We start from the raw sequence: 19,370 nt of genomic DNA on the forward strand, positions 1-19,370 counted from the left end.
TGCGGCCCGAGCCGCGCATCGCGCTCGGCCTGGCGCTCGCGGGCGTCGCGCACGCGGCGCTCGACCTCTCCGACGGCCTCGCCGGCGACCTGCAGCACATACTGACGCGCTCGAACGTGCGCGCCGAGATCGACGCCGACGCGGTGCCGCGCTCGGCCGCGCTCGCGACGCTGCCGCCCGACGTGCAGCGCCGTTGCACGCTGGCGGGCGGCGACGACTACGAACTGTGCTTCACCGCGCCGGCCGCGGCCCGCGCGGCGGTCGAGGCGGCCGGCGCAACGGCCGGCGTGCCGGTCACGCGAATCGGTACAATACGCGCGATGTCCGCGCCGTCGGCGCTCCCCGCGATCGCGTGGCACGACGCCGCCGGCGCGCCCCTCGCTCTCACGTTGCACGGCTTCGACCACTTCCATGCAGACTGACCCGACGCCCGCGCCTGCCGCGGCCGAGACCGGCGCCGCACCCGACGCGCCGCAGCGCGTGACCGCGCGCTTCATGCTGTCGCACCCGGCGCACATCGTGTCGCTCGGTTTCGGCAGCGGGCTCGCGCCGATCATGCCCGGCACGTTCGGCTCGCTGTTCGGCTGGCTGACGTTCGTCGTGCTCAACCGCTACCTGACGGTGCCCGAATGGTGGGCGCTGATCGCCGTCGGCTTCGCGGCGGGCACGTGGATCACCGGTTTCACCGCGAGGAAGACGGGCAGGTCCGATCCGGGCGCCGTCGTCTGGGACGAGATCGTCGCGATCTGGCTCGTGATGCTGTTCGTCACGCCGGCGACCTTCATCGGCCAGCTGTGGGCGTTCGTCGCGTTCCGCTTCTTCGACATGCTCAAGCCGCCGCCGATCCGCTATTTCGACCGCCGCCTGAAAGGCGGGCTCGGCATCATGACCGACGACCTGGTCGCCGCGTTCATGACGCTGCTCGTGATCGCCCTGTGGCGCTCCGTCGTCGGCTGACCGATTTCCCGACTCCCGTATCCCGACGCGCATGCCAACCGATTCCGTCGTCCATCAGCTTGCGATCCGCGCAGGCAACAAGCTGCGTGACGAGCACCTGACGCTCGCCACTGCCGAATCCTGCACCGGCGGGATGATCGCCGCGGCGATCACCGACATTTCCGGCAGCAGCCAGTGGTTCGAGCGCGGGTTCGTCACGTACTCGAACCAGGCCAAGATCGAGATGATCGGCGTGCCGCCCGACCTGATCGACAAGCACGGCGCCGTCAGCGAGCCCGTCGCGCGCGCGATGGCCGAAGGCGCGCTGCGCAACAGCCGCGCGCAGGTCGCGCTGTCCGTCACGGGCATCGCCGGCCCGGCCGGCGGCAGCGAGAAGAAGCCGGTCGGCACCGTGTCGTTCGGCTGGAGCAACCGGCTGCATACCGACGTCGAGACGCTCGTGTTCAAGGGCGACCGCGAGCAGATCCGCACGCAGGCGGCCGCGCATGCGCTGCGCGGGCTGCTGAAGCTGCTCGACGAGCGCGAAGGCTGACCGGGCCGGGGCGCGCGACGCGCCCCGCTTGCCGCTTACTGGATCGCGTCGGGCTTCACGACGATCCAGTTCTTGTCCGCCGTCACCGGCAGGCCGAGCGATTTCTGCTTCGCGGCCGATTCGTCCGACCACGCGCGGATCTGCGTCATCTGCTTGTCCTTCTTGTTGACCCACACGCGCACGCCGCCGCGCGCGACGTCGGTCGCGTTCAGCAGCATGTAGCCGTCGGACGCCGGCGTGTCGCCCGCGACCAGCACCGGCTTCTTCCACTGGTCGATCCAGCCGACGATCGAACCGAGCTTGCCTTCGTACCACGTCATCGGGTTCATCAGGAACGGCGTGATCACCAGGCTGCGGTTCGCGGCCTCGTCGTACTTGCCGGCCTTGATCTGCAGCCGCGACGTCGTCAGCGCGCCGGTCGCCGGGTTGCGCAGCAGCGTCGTCACGCCGATCACGTTCTGCGGCTTCACGTGGTAGCCGTACTTCGGGTCGGACAGCACGAGCCGCGCGAGCTCCTCGTGCGCGGCCGTCATCACGTAGACGTCGATGCCGTTCTCGCGCAGCGCGGTGTACAGCTCCTGCATGCCGCGGAAGAAGCGCGGCGGGTTCACCGTGCCGTCGACCACCTTGTCGCCCTGCCAGTAGCGGACCGGAACCGGCTTGCCGTCGGCGAGCATCGCGTCGACGTGGCGCTTCAGGTCGGCGAGCGACTGCCCGGCGAACGCCTGCGCGATCCACGGGTAGCAGACGAGGTCGTCGATCTCGCACAGCCGGTAGTAATAGCTCGTCAGCGACTCCCGGTAGTCGGCGGAATCCTTGAACGGGATCAGCTTCAGCGACGGGTCGAGCGTGTCGCGCGTCAGCACGCCGCGGTTCTCGAGGTACGGCAGCAGCGATTCCTCGAGGTCGTAGCGGTAGGTCGTGTTGTCGGCGTCGAACACCGCGTAGTCGCCGCGGTGCGCGTGCGCGGCGATCATCGCGTTCAGCGCCTTCGCGCTGTCGGCCGGCCAGTGCGACAGGTCCGCCGCATGGGCGAACGTCATGCACCACGATGCGGCGAACGCGCTCAGGACACGGCGGGACAGCTTGGGCATGGCGTCACTCCCTTTCTTGACATTTTCGTTACAGTTCGATGACAAGCGGCAGCATCGCGCGAATGAACGGCGGGCATGCGGTGCGGAAGCGACGGGAAGTTGTTCGTGTGCGCCAGCGCGGCACACACGCGATGAAGGCGCGCGGCCCGCGGGCGCGGGCGCGGCCGGTGGCCGCCCGAACGGGCGGCCGGCATGTCAGCGATGCGCGTTGATCGTGTCGCGCGTCTTCTGCGCGGCGAGCGCCGCGGCTTCGGCGAAGTCCTCGCCCTTGCTCGCGTACAGGATCGCGCGCGACGAGTTGATCATCATGCCGGTGCCGTCGGCCGTGCGGCCCGCGCTGACGGTCGCCTGCACGTCGCCGCCCTGCGCGCCGATGCCGGGGATCAGCAGCGGCATGTCGCCGACGATCCCGCGCACGATCTCGATTTCCTTCGGGAACGTGGCGCCGACCACGAGGCCGAGCTGGCCGTTCCTCGCGTTCCACTTGTTCGCCGCGAGGTCGGCGACGACCTGGTACAGCGGCCGGCCCGGATGGCCGGCCCCGCCCGTTTCGAGGAACTGCAGGTCGGAACCGCCCGGGTTCGACGTGCGGCACAGCACGATCACACCCTTGCCTTCGTGCTCGAAGTACGGCTCGACCGAGTCGTAGCCCATGTACGGGTTCACCGTGACGGCGTCCGCGCGATAGCGCTCGAACGCTTCGCGCGCGTACTGCTCGGCCGTGCTGCCGATGTCGCCGCGCTTCGCGTCGAGGATCACGGGCAGGCCCGGATGCTGGAGGTGGATGTGCGCGATCAGGCGCTCGAGCTGGTCTTCCGCGCGATGCGCGGCGAAGTAGGCGATCTGCGGCTTGAACGCGCTCGCGTACGGCGCGGTCGCGTCGACGATCTGCCGGCAGAATTCGAAGATCGCGTCGGGCTGGCCGTCGAACTGCACGGGAAAGCGCGACGGCTCGGGATCGAGGCCGACACACAGCAGCGAGTCGGTGCGCTGCCACGCGGCGCGCAGCGATTCGATGAAAGTAAGCGGGGAAGACATGGCGGGTACTCGCGGCAAACCGTTGGTAGACCGCGTATTTTACCCGCGTCGCCGGCGTCCCTCGCGTGTCGCGGCATGGCCGCGTGCATCGGCGCGTTCGACGGTGAACGCGAAGCGCCGCGTGAGGCGCTCGCCGGGCGCGAGCAGCGTCATCCCGTGCGCGGCCGCGCCGCCCGGCAGGTTCACCGCATTGATCGGATGATCGACCGGCTCGAAGCAGAAGAAATCCTCGCCCGGCGGCGTGTAGAGCACGTACGCGTCGGCGTCCGCCGCGACGGTCAGCGACAGCCCGCGGCGCGGCCAGCTCACCGTCGCGTGGCCGCCCCAGCCGGTGAACGCGTGATTGACGAGCGCGGCCGGCAGCGGATACGCGACGCCGAACTGCCAGGCCGGCGGCACGCTCACGTGCCGCACCGGCAGGAAATCGGCGCCGGACAGCCACAGCCCGCCGGCCGCCGCGGCCAGCTCGGTCACGCTGTCGCGCACGAGAAACGGATGCACGCCGAGCCCGAACGGCAGCCGCGCGCGCCCCGCGTTCTCGATCGTCAGCGCGATCGACAGCGTCGCATCGTCGAGTTCGAACGACTGGATCGCGCGGAACGCATACGGCGCGCCGCCCGCGCGGTCGAGCGACAACTGCAGCGTCGTGCCGGTCGCATCGTCCACCTGCCACGGCGCGAGCCAGCCGTCGCCGTGGATCGGCAGCGGCTCGTCGCGGCGGTTGCGCGGCACCGCGATCTTGCGCCCGTCGCATTCGAAGCGCCCGTCGCCGATCCGGTTCGAGTAAGGCAGCAGCGGATAACACGCGAGCTCGTTCGGGTCCGTCGCCGTCTCCGGGTGCTCGCAGCGGCGGAACACCGGCATCAGCGCGCCGTTGTCGCCGCGCCAGTCGAAGCGCGCGATGCCGCCGCCGAGGTGCGGCAGCACGTCGAGCCGCAACGACGCGTTCGACAGCGTGACGGCCGCCGCATGCGCGGCGCCGACGCCCTGCGCGAACGCGGCCGTCTGCGGGCCGGGGCTGACCGGCTGCGCGGCGGCGGCCAGGCGCGCGCGGCGCGACTGGCTGGTGGACGACGATGCGTGCGAGGACGGGGCGGTCATGGCGAACTCCTTTCCTTCGTCGAGGAAACGATGCAGGTCGGTGCGAACGGGTCAGGCCCAGCCGCCGTCGACGATCACGTCCTGCGCGGTGATCATCCGGCTGTCGTCGGCCGCGAGAAACAGCGCCATCCGCGCGAGGTCGGCCGGCAGCAGCTCGGCGTCGATGCACTGGCCGGCCTTGATCGCCGCGCGGCCCGCGTCGTCGAGCCACAGCCGGCGCTGCTTGTCGGTCATCACCCAGCCCGGCACCAGCGAATTCACGCGGATGCCGACCGGGCCGAGGTCGCGCGCGAGCCCGCGCGTGAGCCCCTGCACGGCGGCCTTCGCCATCACGTAGACGGGATAACCGCCGTTTTTCAGCATCCAGCTGATCGAGCCGAGATTGATGATCGCGCCGCCGCCCTGCTGCTTCATGTCGTCGATCACCGCCTGCGCGGCGAAGAACTGGTGGCGCAGGTTCACCGCGATGCCCGCGTCGAACGCGTCGGGCGTCACGTCGCCGATCGCGTGGCGCGCGTCGTTCGCCGCGTTGTTCACGAGCACCGCGATCGCGCCGATGCGCGCGCGGATCGCGTCGATCGCACGGCGCAGCGCGTCGATGTCGGTCAGGTCGCACTGGATGAACAGCGGCGCGTGGCGCACGTGCGCGAGGCTGTCCGCCAGCGCGGCGCCCGCGGCCGCGTCGAGGTCGACGAACGCGACGCGCGCGCCCTGCGCGGCGAAGTGCTCGACGAACGCCGCGCCGATGCCGGTCGCGCCGCCCGTGATCAGCACCGCGCGATCCTCGAGGCTCGGGTATCGCGCGTATCGCGCGGCGCTCGCGCCGTGCGCGGAAGTGTCGATGGTCATGCGGTTCGTCTCCGTGGAAACCGGTCGGTCAGTCGCGTACGCCGCGGTTCTTCAGCTGGTCGAGCAGCACGGCCGCGAGCAGGATCGCGCCGCGCACGAGGTACTGGTAGAACGCGTCGATGTTCAACAGGTTCATCACGTTCTCGACGGTGCCCATGATCAGCACGCCGATCACGACGCCGGAGATCGTCGCACGGCCGCCCATCAGCGACACGCCGCCGAGCACGCACGCGGAAATCACGTTCAGTTCGAAGCCCTGCGCGGCGTTCGGCTGGCCCGACGTGATGCGCGATGCGAGGATCACGCCCGCGAGCGCCGTCACCGCGCCCTGGATCAGGAAGATGTAGACGCGCGTGCGTTCGACGTTGATCCCCGCGAGCCGCGATGCCTCGGGGTTGCCGCCGATCGCGAGCGTGTTGCGGCCGTATACCGTCTGGTTCAGCAGCACGCCGAACGCGATGAAGCACAGCAGCGTGACCCAGATCGGCAACGACACGCCGAAGAGCGTGAGCCCGCCGAGCGCGATGAAGGTATCCGACGACACGCCGACCGCCTGCCCTTTCGACACGATGAAGCCGAGCCCGCGCACGATCTCCATCGTCGCGAGCGTCGTGATCAGCGCGTTGATGCGCAGGTACGCGATCACCGCGCCGTTCACGAAGCCGATCGCGGCGCCGGCCGCGACCGCCGCGACGATCGCGACGAACGTGTTGTCGGTCGCGTTCAGCACCATCGCGCACAGCACGCCGGAGAACGCGACGGTCGAGCCGATCGACAGGTCGAAGTCGCGCGACGCGAGACAGAACATCATCGTGCACGCGACCATGCCGATCTGCGAGATCGACAACGCGAGGCCGAGCATGTTGTCGATCGAGAAGAAATGATCGACCGTCAGCGACATCGTGATGAACATCACCGCGAAGATCGCGATCAGGCTGTATTCGGTCAGGTGCTGCCACCACTTCTGGCGGTCGCCCTGCTGTGGAACCAGCGCGTCGGCCGTCGGCTTCACGGCGGCGCTGGCGAGGTTTTCGTTGACTTGCATGGTGTGTCTCCTGCTCCTGCTTCGCGCGGCCCGCGCCGCGCAGGTTCGATTCGATTGTCGCCGGTCGCGTCAGGCTGCCTCGACCGCGCTCGTCTGCGGCAGCGCGAGGCTCAGCACCGCGTGCTCGTTCGCCCGTTCGCGCGGCAGCTCGCCGGCGATCCGGCCTTCGCGCATCACGACGATGCGGTCGGACACGCCGAGCACTTCCGGCAGCTCCGACGACACCATCACGATCGCGCAGCCGCGCTCCGCGAGCCGGTAGATCACGTCGTAGATCTCGTGCTTCGCGCCGACGTCGATCCCGCGCGTCGGCTCGTCGAGGATCACGACCTTCAGGTCGGGCTCCGCCAGCCAGCGCGACAGGATCGCCTTCTGCTGGTTGCCGCCCGACAGGAAGCGGATCTTCTGGCGCCGGTTCGGCGTCTTGATCTTCAGCCGCTGGATGAAGCGGTCGGCCGTTTCGCTTTCGGCCTTGCGGTTGATGAACAGCCCCGCGCGCAGCGAATGGCGGCGGCAACTGATGTTGATGTTCTCCGCGACCGACGCGATCGCGATGATCCCTTCTTCCTTGCGGTCCTCGGGGCACAGCACGATGCCGTGGCGGATCGCGTCGCCGGTGCGCTTCACGTCGATGCGCGCGCCGTCGAGCGTCAGCACGCCCGCGCGCCGGTGGTCCGCGCCGTACACGAGCCGCATCAGTTCGCTGCGGCCCGCGCCCACCAGCCCGAAGAAGCCGACGATCTCGCCCGCGCGCACCGAGAAGCTCGCGGGTGCGCGCAGCGCATGGCCGTCGATGCCTTCGGCGGAGAACCGCACGTCGCCGAGCGCGCGCGGCGCGTAATGGTAGATGTCCGAAATCTCGCGCCCGACCATCTCGGCGACGAGCCGTTCGCGCGGCACGTCGGCGAGCGACTCGTGCGACGCGATCTTGCGCCCGTCGCGGAAAATCGTGCACGCATTGCAGAGCCGGTAGATCTCGTCCATCCGGTGCGAGATGTAGATCAGCGCGCGGCCCTGCGCACGCAGGTCGTCGACGAGCTTGAACAGCACCTCGGTCTCGCGATGCGACAGCGAACTGGTCGGTTCGTCGAGCGCGATCACGCGCGCATTGCGCATCAGCGCCTTGCAGATCTCGACCATCTGCCGCTGCGCGATCGACAGCCGCCCGAGCTTCGCGTCGGGATCGAGGTCGACGCCCATCGCCGCGAGCCGCTCGCGCACGTAGCGCTTCGCCTCGCGCTTCCTCACCCAGCCGAAGGCGTTCGGCAGGCGGCCGAGCAGCAGGTTTTCCGCGACCGTCAGGTCGGGGACGTACTGCAGCTCCTGGTGAATCACCGCGATGCCGGCCGCGATCGACGCGGCCGCATTCGCGAACTGCACGGGCTGGCCGTCGACCAGCACGCTGCCCGCATCGGGCTGGTATTCGCCGCCGAGAATCTTCAACAGCGTCGACTTGCCCGCGCCGTTCTCGCCCATCAGGCCATGCACTTCGCCCGCCTGCACGTCGAACGAAATGCCGTCGAGTGCGCGCACGCCGGGAAATACCTTGCCGATATTGTCAAAACGCAGTGCCGCTGACACGTCGTCTCTCCACTTCCGAAATCGATCGACCGCCGGCCGCCGCATCGCCGCGGCAGCCGGCGGGCCGCTTACTTCGACGCGAGCCCCATCTCGTCGCGTACCTTCGACACGTTGTCGCGCGTCGCGAGCATGCCCGTCGTCAGCGTCAGCGGCGGCGGCGCCTTGCCCTGCGTGATCCACGTGTACATCAGGTCCGAGGTTTCCTCGCCGTGGCGCTTCGGGCTGATGATCACGGTGCCGTAGAAGCCCGTCGGCTGCGGCTTCTTGAACTCGTTCAGCGCCGAGTCGGACCCGCCGATGCCGATGCCGATCATGTTGTCGGCCTTGAAGCCGCGCCCTTCGGCCGCGCGTACCGCGCCGAGCACGGCCTCGTCGTTCAGACCGTACGCGACCCAGTGCTTGAACTGCGGGTTCTTCGTGAGCGCGATGTTCGCCGCGTTGAACGCGTTTTCCGTATCGGTCTTCGCCTGCGGCGCCGCGATCACGTTCGCCTTCGGGAAGCCGGCGGCCACCAGCGCGTCGGTCGCGCCGCTCGTGCGGTCGTGCGCGGTCGGCAGCTGCTCGTAGGTGATGTCGATCGCGCCGACGTCCTTCATGTCCCAGCCGCGCTTCTTGATCTCGGCCGCGATGCCGTCGCCGACCTGCTTGCCGATGTTGTACGCGGAGATCCCCATGTGCGGCACCGACTCGATCGGCTTGCCCGCGCCGTCGACGAGGCGGTCGTCGACCGTCATCATCTTCAGGTTGTGCGACTTCGCCTTCGCGACGATGCCCGGCCCGAGCTTCACGTCGGGCGTGCAGATGATGAAGCCCTGCGCCTTCTGCGCGGACAGGTTGTCGATCGCGCTCATCACCTTCTCGCCGGACGGCGCGCCGATCTTCACGAGCGTGAAGCCCTTTTGCTTCGCCGCGATTTCGGCGAACTTCCACTCGTCCTGGAACCACGGCTCTTCCGGCTGCTTCACCAGGAAACCGATCTTGACCGGGTCGGCCGCGTGCGCGACCGGGCTGCCCATCACCACCGCGGCCGCGGCCGCCAGCGTTACGAACGTTCTGCGTTTCATCTCCAGTGTCTCCTTGTTTTCATCGAACAGGATGCAGCCGCTTGTTGGTTTCGACGCAGCGTGCGCGCGGCCGTCGCACGTGCGGTCTTTCGAATCGTTGCGTCAGTCGTGGTACAGCGCCGCGCGCCCGCCGTCGACGGTGATGCAGGCGGCATTGATGAACGGTGCCTCGTCGGACGCCAGGAACACGGCTGTCATCGCGACCTCCTCCGGCCGGCCGATCCGCTTCATCGGCTGCAGCGCGAGCGTCGCGGCGCGCGCGGCGGCCGGATCGGGTTGCGCGTCCCACCAATCGCGCGTGAGCTGCGTCTCGATGTAGCCCGGCGCGATCGCGTTCACGCGCACGTTGCGCGCCGCGTATTCGATGCCGAGCGCGCGCGTGAGACCGAGCACGCCGTGCTTCGCGACCGGGTACGGAAAGCAGCCCGGGATGATCCTGAATGCATGCGTCGACGCGATGTTCACGATGCTGCCGCGGCCGCGCTCGACCATTCCCTCCAGCGCCGCGCGGCAACCGTGCCACACGCCGTCGAGATCGACCGCGAAGCAGCGGCGCCAGTCGTCGTCGGTCATCGTCAGCGGATCGGCGAACACGTTGATGCCCGCGTTGTTCACGAGCACGTCGAGCGGACCGAACGCCGCTTCGGTCCGCGCGAGCGCATCGCGCACCGCATCCTGCCGCGCGACGTCGGCCTGCAGCGGCAACACGCGCGCGCCGTCGAATTCGCGCGCGATCGCGGCGGCCGTGTGCTGCGCCTGCGGGAAATCGAGATCGACGAGCGCGACGGCCGCGCCCTCGCGAACGAACGCGCGGGCGATCGCGGCGCCGATACCCCGGCCCGCGCCCGTCACCATCGCGACCTTGCCCGCGAGGCGGCCCATCATGCCGCTCCGCCGCGCGCGACGCGCAAGCCGGCCTGGAACGCGCGCGCGTTCGCCGCCGTCGTGTCGGCCGACTGGCCGGGCCGGTACAGCGCCGAGCCAAGGCCGAAGCCGTTCGCGCCCGCGTCGAGGAACGGCGCCATGTTGTCGGGCGAAATGCCGCCGACCGGGATCAGCGGCACCGCGCGGTCGATCACCGCGCGCCATGCCTTCACGACCGGCACGCCGAGCTGTTCGGCCGGGAACATCTTCAGCACGTCGGCGCCGTGCGTCAGGGCCGCGAACGCCTCGGTCGGCGTCGCGACGCCCGGTGCGCTCGCGAGGCCGCGCTCGCGGGCGCGGCGGATCACCGCCGCGTCGCTGTGCGGCATCACGATCAGCGCGCCGCCCGCGTCCTGCACGCGGTCGACGTACTCGGCACGCAGCACGGTGCCCGCGCCGACGATCGCGTCGTCCGGCAGCGCGCGCCGCAGCGCCGCGATGCTGTCGAACGGATCCGGCGAGTTGAGCGGCACTTCGACGATCCGGAAGCCGGCCTCGTACAGCGCGCGGCCGTGGTCGGCCGCCTCGGCGGGCGTGATGCCGCGCATGATCGCGATCAGCGGACACGCGTCGAACGCGCGCATCAGGGCGGCGTGGGGCGTGTACGGCGCGGGCAAGGTCAGGTCGGACGACATCGAAGATTCCTCTGCAAGCAGTTCATTGGTCGGCGCAGACGGGCTCGCCGTCCGCGCGCACGAGCCCGGCACGCGACGCGATGCGCCACAGGCCGCGCTCGGTCGCATGCGCGGCAACGCGCGCATGCGCATGGCCAAATACCTCGAGCGCGTCGACGTAGCGCGCGCACAAGCCGTCGTCGCCGATCAGCAAGAGCGGCTGGTCCGCGAGCGCGATGCCGCGCTCCGCGAGCATCGCGTCGAGCGCATTGAGTTCATGGCCGATCAGCAGGCCCGACAGGTAGTCGCCCTGCGCATCGGGCGCGAGCCGGTCGGTCAGCCCCAGCGTGCGCGTGCTGAAAATCGTCGCGAGCAGCCCGGTGCGCTGCGCGCCGCGCGCGACCGACACGCCGCGCACGAATGCGTCGCGGTCGGGCGAGGCGCCCGCGCGCATCGTGCGGCCGAGGATCGTGTGATCGCGCAGCACGGCAAACAGCTCGCCCGTCATGAAGGTCTGGAAACGTTCGATCAACCCGTGCTTCACCCACGCCCATTTCGCATGCGTGCCCGGCAAGCCGATCAGTACCCCTGAACGATCGGCGCCAAGCGTGGGATCGCTCGCGAGTGCGCCGACGATCTGCGTTTCTTCGCCGCGCATCACGTCGGGCAGTTCGCCCGTCGCGATCACGCCCGGCACGATCGAGACCGTCGCGCCGCGCGACGTCGTCACCGTGATGAGGCCCGCGACGAGCGCGTCGGCGCCGGCCGGCACCGCGACGTACGGCGCCTCGCGCCAGCCCTGCGCGCTGCCCACCATCCCGGCGGCAAGCACCGGCAGGCCGGGCGTGCGGTCGAGCCAGTCGCCGCACGCTTCCTCGAAGACGGCGTCGAACGCGCGCGCGCCGCCGCCCGGCACATGCATCACGCCCGCCGCGCGGCTGCGCGTGTCGAGCAGCGCGCCGCGCGCGTCGTACAGGTAGGCGCGCAGCGACGTCGTGCCCCAGTCGAGCGCGATCAGCGACGGAAAGGCGGTGCTGGCGTCCGGAGCGGGCCGGGTCGAAGTGGTCATCGTTTGATCCTGCGGGTACCCTGCGGCGGGCTCCAGCCCAGTTCCGCGGAAATGGCTCGCGCTTCGCGCTGCACGAGCGGAATCAGTTCGTCCATCCGGTCGTGCGGCATGTACGGAATGGTGCTGGCGACCGACACGGCCGCGACGATCGCGCCCGACGCGTCGCGGATCGGTGCGGCCACGCAGCGGATCGACGCCTCGTTCTCCTCGAGGTCGAACGTATAGCCGCCGGCCGCGTAGTGGGCCATGCGCTGCAGGAACGCGCTCGTCTCGGGCCGGTTGTCGGGCTTGAAATTGACGCCGGCCAGCGCGCGTCGCGCGGCCTCGAACAGCGAACGCCACAGGTCCGGATCGAGGTCGAGCATCATTGCCTTGCCGATGCCGGTCGACGCGAGCGGCATCCGGTGGCCGACGCGCGAGCGCATCTCGAGGCCGCGCGTGCCGGGAATCTTGTCGATGTACAGCACGTCGTCGCCGTCGCGCACGCCGAGGTGGATCGTGTCGAGCGTCGCTTCCGCGAGCGCTTCGAGATGCGGCCGCGCCACCGCGGTGAGCGGCATCTGCTCGAGCGCGATCGTGCCGAGCTCGATCAGCTTCGGGCCGAGCAGGTAGCCGCCCTGCACCTGGCGCAGGTAGCGCGCCTGCACGAGGCTGCTGACGAGACGGTGCGTCGTGCTGCGCGTCGTCCCGAGCGCCGCGCCGATCGCGCGCATGTCGCGCGCGCCGTTCGCGATCGCCTCGAGGATCGCGAGGCCGCGCAGCAGCGTCTGCGTGCCGGCCTGCTGCGCGGCGAGATCGAGCGGCGTGCTGGTCGCGCCGATGCTGTCGGTCAGCGAGACATCGGCCGGCGTCGCGCGCCGGGCGTCGAGGGCAAGGGAATCGGGCATCTTGGTCATGGAACGGGCTTCTTCAACGGAATCGGTGAAGCCGCACGCGCGGCGCCGGAACGAGGTCCCGTGCTGCGGCGTGGCGGCGGTCGATGCACCGAGTAAAGCGCCCGGCGAACTTCATGGAAGGTGTCTCCGTGTGCGACGGGCGCCGCGCGATGCGTGGGTCCGAAGCTGTCGATGTGCTTCGGATTGTAGGAGCGCGCGCACTCGGCTCCAATATTTGAATGCGTTGTCCAGATAATGAGAATCCGGCGGAAACCGGCCGCGGGTGCGAGGCAACGGCCGCGCCATGAACACGGGGGCGGAACCCGCCGTGTCGCGGGTTCCGCCCCCGTTGGTTCACGATCCGCCGCGCTTACTGCTGGCTGCTCGTGCTGCGTGCCTGCATGTAGCGCTGCACGTCGGCGAACGACACGCGGCCGTTGCCGCCCGCATCGATCTGCCGGAAGTGATTCGCGACATAGCCGAGGCCGGCCGCGCGCGCCTGCGACTCGGTGATCGAGCCCGTGTTCTGCGTGTCGGCCGCGCTGAACTGGCTCGCGAGCTTGCGCACCACCTGCGCATGCAGCGCGGCGCCGGTCGTCTGCGTGCCGGCGGTCGCGCGGCGCGCGGCCGGCGGCACGTACGGATCGCCGAGCTGCGCCTGGCGCGCACGCGCCGGTGCGGCGGCATCGCTCGCCTGCGCGAACGCGGATACGGATGCTGCGGCGCCGACCCATGCGAGCGCCGCGGCAACGACGATGAAACGGTTCTTCATATCAGGCTCCAGTCTGGAATGAGGTCGTCGACGGACGGCGGACGGCGCCCTCGCGGGCGCCCGACGCCGGCCCGGCGCTGCATCAGTGCGCGGCCGCGTTGTAGAAGGTCACGAGGTCGGCTTTCTCCTGCGGACGCGACGTATCGTCGAGATAGACCATGTGTCCGCCCTGATAGTCCTTGATCGTCAGGTTCGGCTGCGTCCCGAGCCGCGCGAGGTCGAGCTCGGTCTGGTAGAACGGCGTCGCGATGTCGTGATACCCGTTCAACGACAGCACCTTCAGCTGCGGGTTCAGCGTCAGCGCCGCGGCGAGGTCGGGAATCGTGTCGGGCATCGCGAGCCCGTCGTGCGTCCAGTCCCACGTGTTGATCGCGTTGCTGCTCACCGAGTAGACCGACTGCGCGGTGTACTTCAGTTCGTTCGGCAGGTAGCGGCCGATCGTGTCGGTGAACGGCTTCGTGATGAACGAGCTCGACGGATCGCCGTCCGCCGCGAGCGGGCTCGACACGGGCACGTTCACGCGCGCGTCGTAGCGGCCGATCAGCGTGCCCGGGACCAGCGACAGCTGGAAGCTGTTGTCGAAGAAGGTCGGGATCACGTTGAAGTCCGCATTCCACAGCGACTGCTTCACGCCGGTCGCATTCACCATCGTCGTCACGAGGTTCGGCGGCGGCGGCGTATGGCTCGCGAGGTACGCGTTCACGGCGGGCGCGTAGCTGCCGGCCGTCAGCAGGCGCATCTGGTCCGCGTACTGCGGCAGGTTCGACGGGTTCGGATTGTCGAGCTGATAGTACGCGCCGACGGCCCCGTACGACGGCACGAAGCCCGCGCAACTCACCGGGCTCGACCCGTTGTTCGAGTTGCCGACGTAGTCGCTCGCCATGTCGCAGTTCGTGTTGTAGTTCAGGATCGACGACTGCAGCACGATGCCGTCGAGCTTCACGCCGGCCGTCTCGAGCAGGTTCGCGAGCACGTCGGTGCGCGGCGTGCCGTACGATTCGCCGAACAGGTATTTCGGCGAACCGGTGCGCTGATTCACGGTCAGGTAGCGCGTGACGAAATCGCGGAAGGCGCCGCCGTCCTGGTCGACGCCCCAGAACGTCTGGTTCGTGTTCGGCGCGATCGCTTCGGAAAAGCCGGTGCCGATCGCATCGACGAACACGAGGTCGGTCGTGTCGAGCAGGCTTTCCTGGTTGTCGACGAACGGGAACGTCGACGTATTCGCGTTCGGGTCGCCCGTCTGGATCCGGCGCGGGCCGAACGAACCGAGGTGCAGCCACACCGATGCCGAGCCCGGGCCGCCGTTGTACAGGAACGTGACGGGCCGCTTCGCCGCGGGCTGGTTGTCGGCCGTGTAGGCGACGTAGAAGAACGAGGCTTCGGGCGCGCCGGTCTGCGGATTGCGCGCGACGAGGTGGCCGGCCGTGGCCGTATAGCGGATCGTCTTGCCGTTCAGCGTGATCTGGTGATGCGTGACGGCGGCCTTTTCAACCGCGGCGGAAGGGTCGAGCGACGCGTTCGCACTCGACGAATAACTGTTCGGATCGTTGTACGCCCGGTCCGCCTGAGCGGCGGGATCGGCTGAATTGGCGGCGTTCGCAGCGGCGGACGATGTCACGTCGTCGTTGCAGGCCGTCAGGATCAGCGAAGAAAACACTACCCCCAACAACAGCTTCGCTTTGCTCGCTGGCATCGTTGCTTTCCTTCTCGGATGTTTTTTGTGTCGAGCAGCCGGATAAGCCGCCCCCCGCCTCGCTTGCGGCCGATGAGCCGAGGCGCTGGCCAATATACGCGAGCCCGTCAGCTTTGAAAAATTTTGAAATATTTGGCCGGCCGACGGTGCGGCGCACACCTTTCAGGAATACTTCGAATCGTGAAACGTTGCATTTCACGTCGCTTTCATCGGCTTTCGCGTTTACCCGCAGAGACTAAAAAAGGGCGAAATTCGTGCCATGCAGGCAAACAAAAACGCACGGTCGCCCGCATTGCTCAGGAAAGCGAAATAGACGAATTCGTCTAACGGATGTGGCCCGACATGCGCGCGACACGAATGCGCTGCGGCGCAGCAATGGCGCACGGGCGACGGAACGGACAATGCGACGGCGCGCTCGCGCCGCTCACTCCGATTGCGGCAGTTCGGCCGTCCCCATCCGGCGCGCGATGACCGCCGCGCGCTGTGCCTGGTAGGCCGAGCCGCGATGCGCGTCGAACCAGCGCGGCTTCGGCAGCATCACCGCGAGACGCGCCGACTGCCACGCACCGAGCCGGCTCGCGGGAACCTTGTAGTAATAGCGGGCGGCCGCCTCGGCGCCGTACACGCCGCGGCCCCATTCGACGGAATTCAGGTAGATCTCGAAGATGCGCTCCTTGTCGAGCACCGCTTCGAGCATCCACGTGATGACGAGCTCCTGCCCCTTGCGGATGTAGCTCTTCTCGCGCGACAGGAACAGGTTGCGCGCAAGTTGCTGCGTGATCGTCGAGCCGCCCGCGACGATCCTGCCGCGCGCCTTGTTCTTCTCCCACGCCTGCAGGATCGCGTCGACGTCGTAGCCGTTGTTGGTCGCGAAGGTCGCGTCCTCGGACGCGATCAGCGCGCGCTTCAGGTTGCGCGAGATCTGGTCGTACGGCACCCACTGGTGCTGGATCTGCGCGGGCGGCGTCGCGCGCGACAGCCACCACGCGTCGGTGCGCATGAACGCGGTCGAGCCCGGGTTCACGAACGACCACAACGCGATCTGCGCAAGATAGAACAGCTGCGTCGCGAGCCACGCGAGCGCGAACACCGATCCCGCATAGGCGACCCAGCGAGCGAGGCTCACCGATCGCGTGCGCTGCGTGCTGCTCACCGCCACCACGTGCCGCGCTCCGGTCAGCTCGCCGCGAGCGCCTGGCGCAGCGCGGCCAGCACCGGTGCACCGTCCGGCCGCACGCCGCGCCAGATGAAGAACGATTCGGCCGCCTGTTCGACGAGCATCCCGAGCCCGTCGGCCGTGCGCGCGCCGAGCGACGCCGCGTGTTGCATGAACACCGTCGGCTGCGCGCCGTACATCATGTCGTATGCGAGCGTGCCCGCGCCGAACGCGGCCGCGTCGCATTCCGGCAACGCGGCGTCGAGGCTGCCGGCCGTCGCATTGATCACCACGTCGTACGGCTCCGCGCGCACGACGTCGGGGCCGCCGCCCGCGAGCGTGCAGCCCGCATCGTGCGCGGCCTGCATGAACTGGCCGACGAGTGCCTCGGCCTTGCTCGCGGTGCGGTTCACGATCGTGATCGACAGCGGCGCGCGGTCGAGCAGCGGCAGCACGACGCCGCGCGCCGCACCGCCCGCGCCGAGCAGCAGGATGCGCGCGCCCGCGAGCGACACGCCGAGATTCGCTTCGATGTCGCGCACGAGGCCGACGCCATCGGTGTTGTCGCCGTGAATACGGCCGTCGGCATCGATGCGCAGCGTGTTCACCGCCCCCGCCGCCGCCGCGCGCGGCGACAGCGAGTCGGCCAGCGCATGCGCCTCGAGCTTGAACGGCACCGTCACGTTCGCGCCGCGGCCGCCTTCGGCGACGAAGGCGCGCACGGCGGCTTCAAAGCCGTCGACCGGCGCAAGCCGGTGCGCATACTCGATCGGCTCGCCCGTCTGCGCGGCGAACTGCGCGTGGATGAACGGCGACTTGCTGTGCGCCACCGGGTTGCCGAACACGACATAGCGGTCGGCACCGCTCGTCGACACCGCCGCGGTCATGATGCGCGCCCTTCTTCGCCGTCGTTGCCGTTTGCGGCTTCGCCGCCCGCCTCCGATGCCGCGCCGTCCGCTTCGGCCAGCGCTTCGGCTTCGGTTTCCGCCGACGCGTCTTCCGCGTCGACCAGCGTGTCGTCGCCGCCTTCGGCGTCATCCTCTTCGTCGGCCGCGTCGCCGCTCGTCACGGTCGGCGCGTCGAGCACGTTCAGCAGGCGCACCGACGCCTCGATCGTCAGCTCGTCGAGCGACATCACGTCGAGCAGCACGCGCGTGCCGCGCGCATGCACGCCGAGCCCCGGCACATGCAGCAGCAGCGGAATGTCCTCCAGGCGCACGAGATCACCCTTCACGACGCTCGCGACCACCTGCTTCTTCTGCTCCTGCGCGAGCCAGCGCAAGCACCAGAAGTACTCCATGCGGCGCTGGTAATCGGCATAGGCCGTATAGGTATCGTCGAAACCCTGCACGACCGCGTACAGGTCGGCGTCCTTCGGCTTGAACGGCGCGGCGAGCTTCGCGGTGACGCCATGCTGCACGCACGCGAGCAGCTGCCACTGGTTCACGAGGTCGACATAGCGGCGCAGCGGCGACGTGCTCCATGCGTACTGGGCCACGCCGAGGCCTTCGTGCGGCGCGGCCGTCGTCTGCATTCGCGTGCGCTTCGGGCCCGGCGCGCCGAAGCCGCGCTGCGAGCGATAGATGCCCGGCACCGTATGGTCGTGCAGGAACGCGCCCCAGGTCGAGTTCGCGAGGATCGCGAGCTCCGACACGATCAGGTCGAGCGGCGACCCGCGGCGACGCGGCGTGATCGACACGTGCTCGCCTTCGACGTAGAAGTTGTAGTCGGTGTTGCGCTGCACCTCGCGCTTCAGGCCGTAGCCCGCGCGGGCGACCTGGCGCTTCTCGAACAGCGCCTGCGCGAGCGGCCACAGCACGGCGATGTCGTCCTTGTGCGGATAGTCGCCGGTGCCGGCCGCGAGCGTCTCTTCGGTGACGAGCTCGTCGAGCGTGTTGTGGCGCAGGTTGTTCTTCACGAACACGAGCTCGGCGCGCGTCTCGTTCGCGACGATCTCCTGCGTTTCGCGGTTGACGATGATGTACAGCGACAGCGCCGGACGGTAATCGCCCTCCTTCAGCGTGAACACGTCGACGACGTCGTCCGGCAGCATCGTGATCTTGTCGCCCGGCATGTAGACGGTCGACAGGCGCGTGCGCGCGATCGCATCGACCGCGTCGCCGCGCACGATGCCGAGGGCCGGCGCCGCGATGTGCACGCCGATCCGCACGCGGCCGTCGGACAGGTGCTCGACCGAGAACGCATCGTCGATCTCGGTCGTCGTGATGTCGTCGATCGAGAACGCCTCGACGTTCGCGCGCGGCAGGTCGTCCGGCAGCGGGCCGACCGCGACGGGCGGAAAGCCCGTGCCGTGCGGGAAGAATTCCGCGAGGAAGCGCGCCTCGTGCAGCGCACGCGGCGACGCGATGCCGCCGCAGTCGAGCATCAGCCGCGCCGGCGACACGCCGCGCGCGCCGGCCGCCGCTTCCATCGCCTTGTATTCGATCGCGTTCTTGTCCGGCCGCGTCAGCAGCCCGAGCACCTTGCCCGCGAACGCGTCCGGCAGCTTGCCGGCCTTCAGTTCCTCTTCGTACTGCGCCTGGACCAGCGCTTGCTGGCGCTTGCGCTCGAGCGACGCGAGCGCCATCTTGAGCTGCTCTTCCGGCGCGCGCTGATACTGGCCGCGCCCCTTGCGGCGGAAGTAGACGGGCGAGCCATGCAGCCGCAGCACCAGCGCCGCGCGCTCGACCGGGCCGTAGGCCGCGCCGAAATACTCGGCGGCCAGCGCCGTATACGCAAACTCGTCGGCCGGCGCGCATTCCCACAGGAAATCCAGGTCGATCTGCTGCGCGGCCGTGTCGGCCTCCTGCATCAGCTCGCTCGCGGCCGGCTTCTCGAATTCGATCAGCACGTCTTTCGCGCGGACCTTCGCGCGCCGCCCGCCGGGCAACTCGACCTGAAATGCATCGCCCTGGCGCGACAGCACGCTGCCCGCCTTGAAACTGCCCGATTCCTCGAAGAAAACGTTCACTCAGTACTCTCGTTCAGACTGCCCGGCGCCGCGTC

At 69.3% G+C, this 19,370-nt stretch carries 19 protein-coding genes; 3 read left to right on the top strand and 16 right to left on the bottom strand.

Annotation, left to right across the window (positions count from 1 at the left end; genetic code table 11):
- The 3 genes from G3N62_RS20560 to G3N62_RS20570 form a co-directional block, all read left to right on the top strand.
- On the top strand, positions 1-422 hold a 422-nt coding region (locus tag G3N62_RS20560), incomplete at its 5' end, for an AIR synthase-related protein (protein ID WP_241013156.1).
- Positions 412-957 (top strand): phosphatidylglycerophosphatase A, encoded by a 546-nt coding sequence (locus G3N62_RS20565; RefSeq protein ID WP_069706795.1) that lies wholly within the window; start codon positions 412-414, stop codon positions 955-957. The genes G3N62_RS20560 and G3N62_RS20565, both read left to right, overlap by 11 nt.
- Positions 958-988: 31 nt before the next feature.
- A complete protein-coding gene (locus G3N62_RS20570) occupies positions 989-1,489 on the top strand; it encodes a CinA family protein (RefSeq protein WP_034186407.1) in 501 nt (166 codons plus the stop codon).
- A 35-nt stretch (positions 1,490-1,524) separates the two neighbouring features.
- Here G3N62_RS20570 and G3N62_RS20575 read toward each other — a convergent pair whose 3' ends face one another.
- From G3N62_RS20575 to G3N62_RS20650, 16 genes are all read right to left on the bottom strand, one after another.
- Positions 1,525-2,583, bottom strand: a complete 1,059-nt coding sequence (locus tag G3N62_RS20575) for a hypothetical protein (RefSeq protein ID WP_049030189.1) — start codon at positions 2,581-2,583, stop codon at positions 1,525-1,527.
- Positions 2,584-2,778: 195 nt separating this feature from the next.
- Positions 2,779-3,621, bottom strand: coding sequence for an orotidine-5'-phosphate decarboxylase (gene pyrF / locus G3N62_RS20580; RefSeq protein ID WP_034186405.1), 843 nt, complete (start codon positions 3,619-3,621; stop codon positions 2,779-2,781).
- 39 nt (positions 3,622-3,660) lie between these two features.
- On the bottom strand, positions 3,661-4,722 hold the full coding sequence (locus G3N62_RS20585; RefSeq protein ID WP_034186404.1) for an aldose 1-epimerase: 1,062 nt from the start codon (positions 4,720-4,722) through the stop codon (positions 3,661-3,663).
- A 51-nt stretch (positions 4,723-4,773) separates the two neighbouring features.
- On the bottom strand, positions 4,774-5,571 hold the full coding sequence (locus G3N62_RS20590; protein ID WP_124670814.1) for an SDR family oxidoreductase: 798 nt from the start codon (positions 5,569-5,571) through the stop codon (positions 4,774-4,776).
- 28 nt (positions 5,572-5,599) lie between these two features.
- Positions 5,600-6,616, bottom strand: coding sequence for an L-arabinose ABC transporter permease AraH (araH, locus tag G3N62_RS20595; RefSeq protein WP_034186402.1), 1,017 nt, complete (start codon positions 6,614-6,616; stop codon positions 5,600-5,602).
- Between the two features lie 69 nt (positions 6,617-6,685).
- Entirely contained in the window at positions 6,686-8,197 is a 1,512-nt protein-coding gene (araG, locus tag G3N62_RS20600; protein ID WP_124670813.1) for an L-arabinose ABC transporter ATP-binding protein AraG, read from the bottom strand.
- A 68-nt stretch (positions 8,198-8,265) separates the two neighbouring features.
- Entirely contained in the window at positions 8,266-9,261 is a 996-nt protein-coding gene (locus tag G3N62_RS20605) for an arabinose ABC transporter substrate-binding protein (RefSeq protein WP_049030988.1), read from the bottom strand.
- 102 nt (positions 9,262-9,363) lie between these two features.
- On the bottom strand, positions 9,364-10,143 hold the full coding sequence (locus G3N62_RS20610; RefSeq protein WP_059558089.1) for an SDR family oxidoreductase: 780 nt from the start codon (positions 10,141-10,143) through the stop codon (positions 9,364-9,366).
- Positions 10,143-10,820: a 2-dehydro-3-deoxy-6-phosphogalactonate aldolase gene (locus tag G3N62_RS20615; RefSeq protein ID WP_049030986.1), complete on the bottom strand. Its 678-nt coding sequence runs from the start codon at positions 10,818-10,820 to the stop codon at positions 10,143-10,145. The genes G3N62_RS20610 and G3N62_RS20615 overlap by 1 nt, the downstream gene beginning before the upstream one ends.
- 22 nt (positions 10,821-10,842) lie before the next feature.
- A complete protein-coding gene (locus G3N62_RS20620; protein WP_034186398.1) occupies positions 10,843-11,868 on the bottom strand; it encodes a 2-dehydro-3-deoxygalactonokinase in 1,026 nt (341 codons plus the stop codon).
- Positions 11,865-12,764, bottom strand: coding sequence for an IclR family transcriptional regulator (locus G3N62_RS20625; RefSeq protein ID WP_034186397.1), 900 nt, complete (start codon positions 12,762-12,764; stop codon positions 11,865-11,867). The genes G3N62_RS20620 and G3N62_RS20625 overlap by 4 nt, the downstream gene beginning before the upstream one ends.
- Positions 12,765-13,113: 349 nt before the next feature.
- Complete coding sequence (locus tag G3N62_RS20630) at positions 13,114-13,515, bottom strand: EF-hand domain-containing protein (RefSeq protein WP_034186396.1); 402 nt, start codon at positions 13,513-13,515, stop codon at positions 13,114-13,116.
- A gap of 82 nt (positions 13,516-13,597) precedes the next feature.
- On the bottom strand, positions 13,598-15,208 hold the full coding sequence (locus G3N62_RS20635; protein ID WP_124670812.1) for a peptidase S10: 1,611 nt from the start codon (positions 15,206-15,208) through the stop codon (positions 13,598-13,600).
- A gap of 424 nt (positions 15,209-15,632) precedes the next feature.
- The gene (mtgA, locus tag G3N62_RS20640) at positions 15,633-16,370 is read right to left on the bottom strand and encodes a monofunctional biosynthetic peptidoglycan transglycosylase (RefSeq protein WP_124670811.1); all 738 of its coding nucleotides are present in this window, start codon (positions 16,368-16,370) and stop codon (positions 15,633-15,635) included.
- A 14-nt stretch (positions 16,371-16,384) separates the two neighbouring features.
- Positions 16,385-17,251 carry a shikimate dehydrogenase gene (aroE, locus tag G3N62_RS20645; RefSeq protein ID WP_034186393.1) on the bottom strand — a complete coding sequence of 289 codons (867 nt, stop codon included), beginning with the start codon at positions 17,249-17,251 and terminating at the stop codon, positions 16,385-16,387.
- Positions 17,248-19,335, bottom strand: coding sequence for an RNB domain-containing ribonuclease (locus tag G3N62_RS20650; RefSeq protein WP_034186392.1), 2,088 nt, complete (start codon positions 19,333-19,335; stop codon positions 17,248-17,250). Before G3N62_RS20650 ends, aroE begins: the two co-directional genes overlap by 4 nt.
- Between the last annotated feature and the right edge of the window lie 35 nt (positions 19,336-19,370).

The sequence above is a fragment of the Burkholderia sp. Tr-20355 genome (assembly GCF_017104685.1).
GTDB classification, from domain to species: domain Bacteria; phylum Pseudomonadota; class Gammaproteobacteria; order Burkholderiales; family Burkholderiaceae; genus Burkholderia; species Burkholderia seminalis.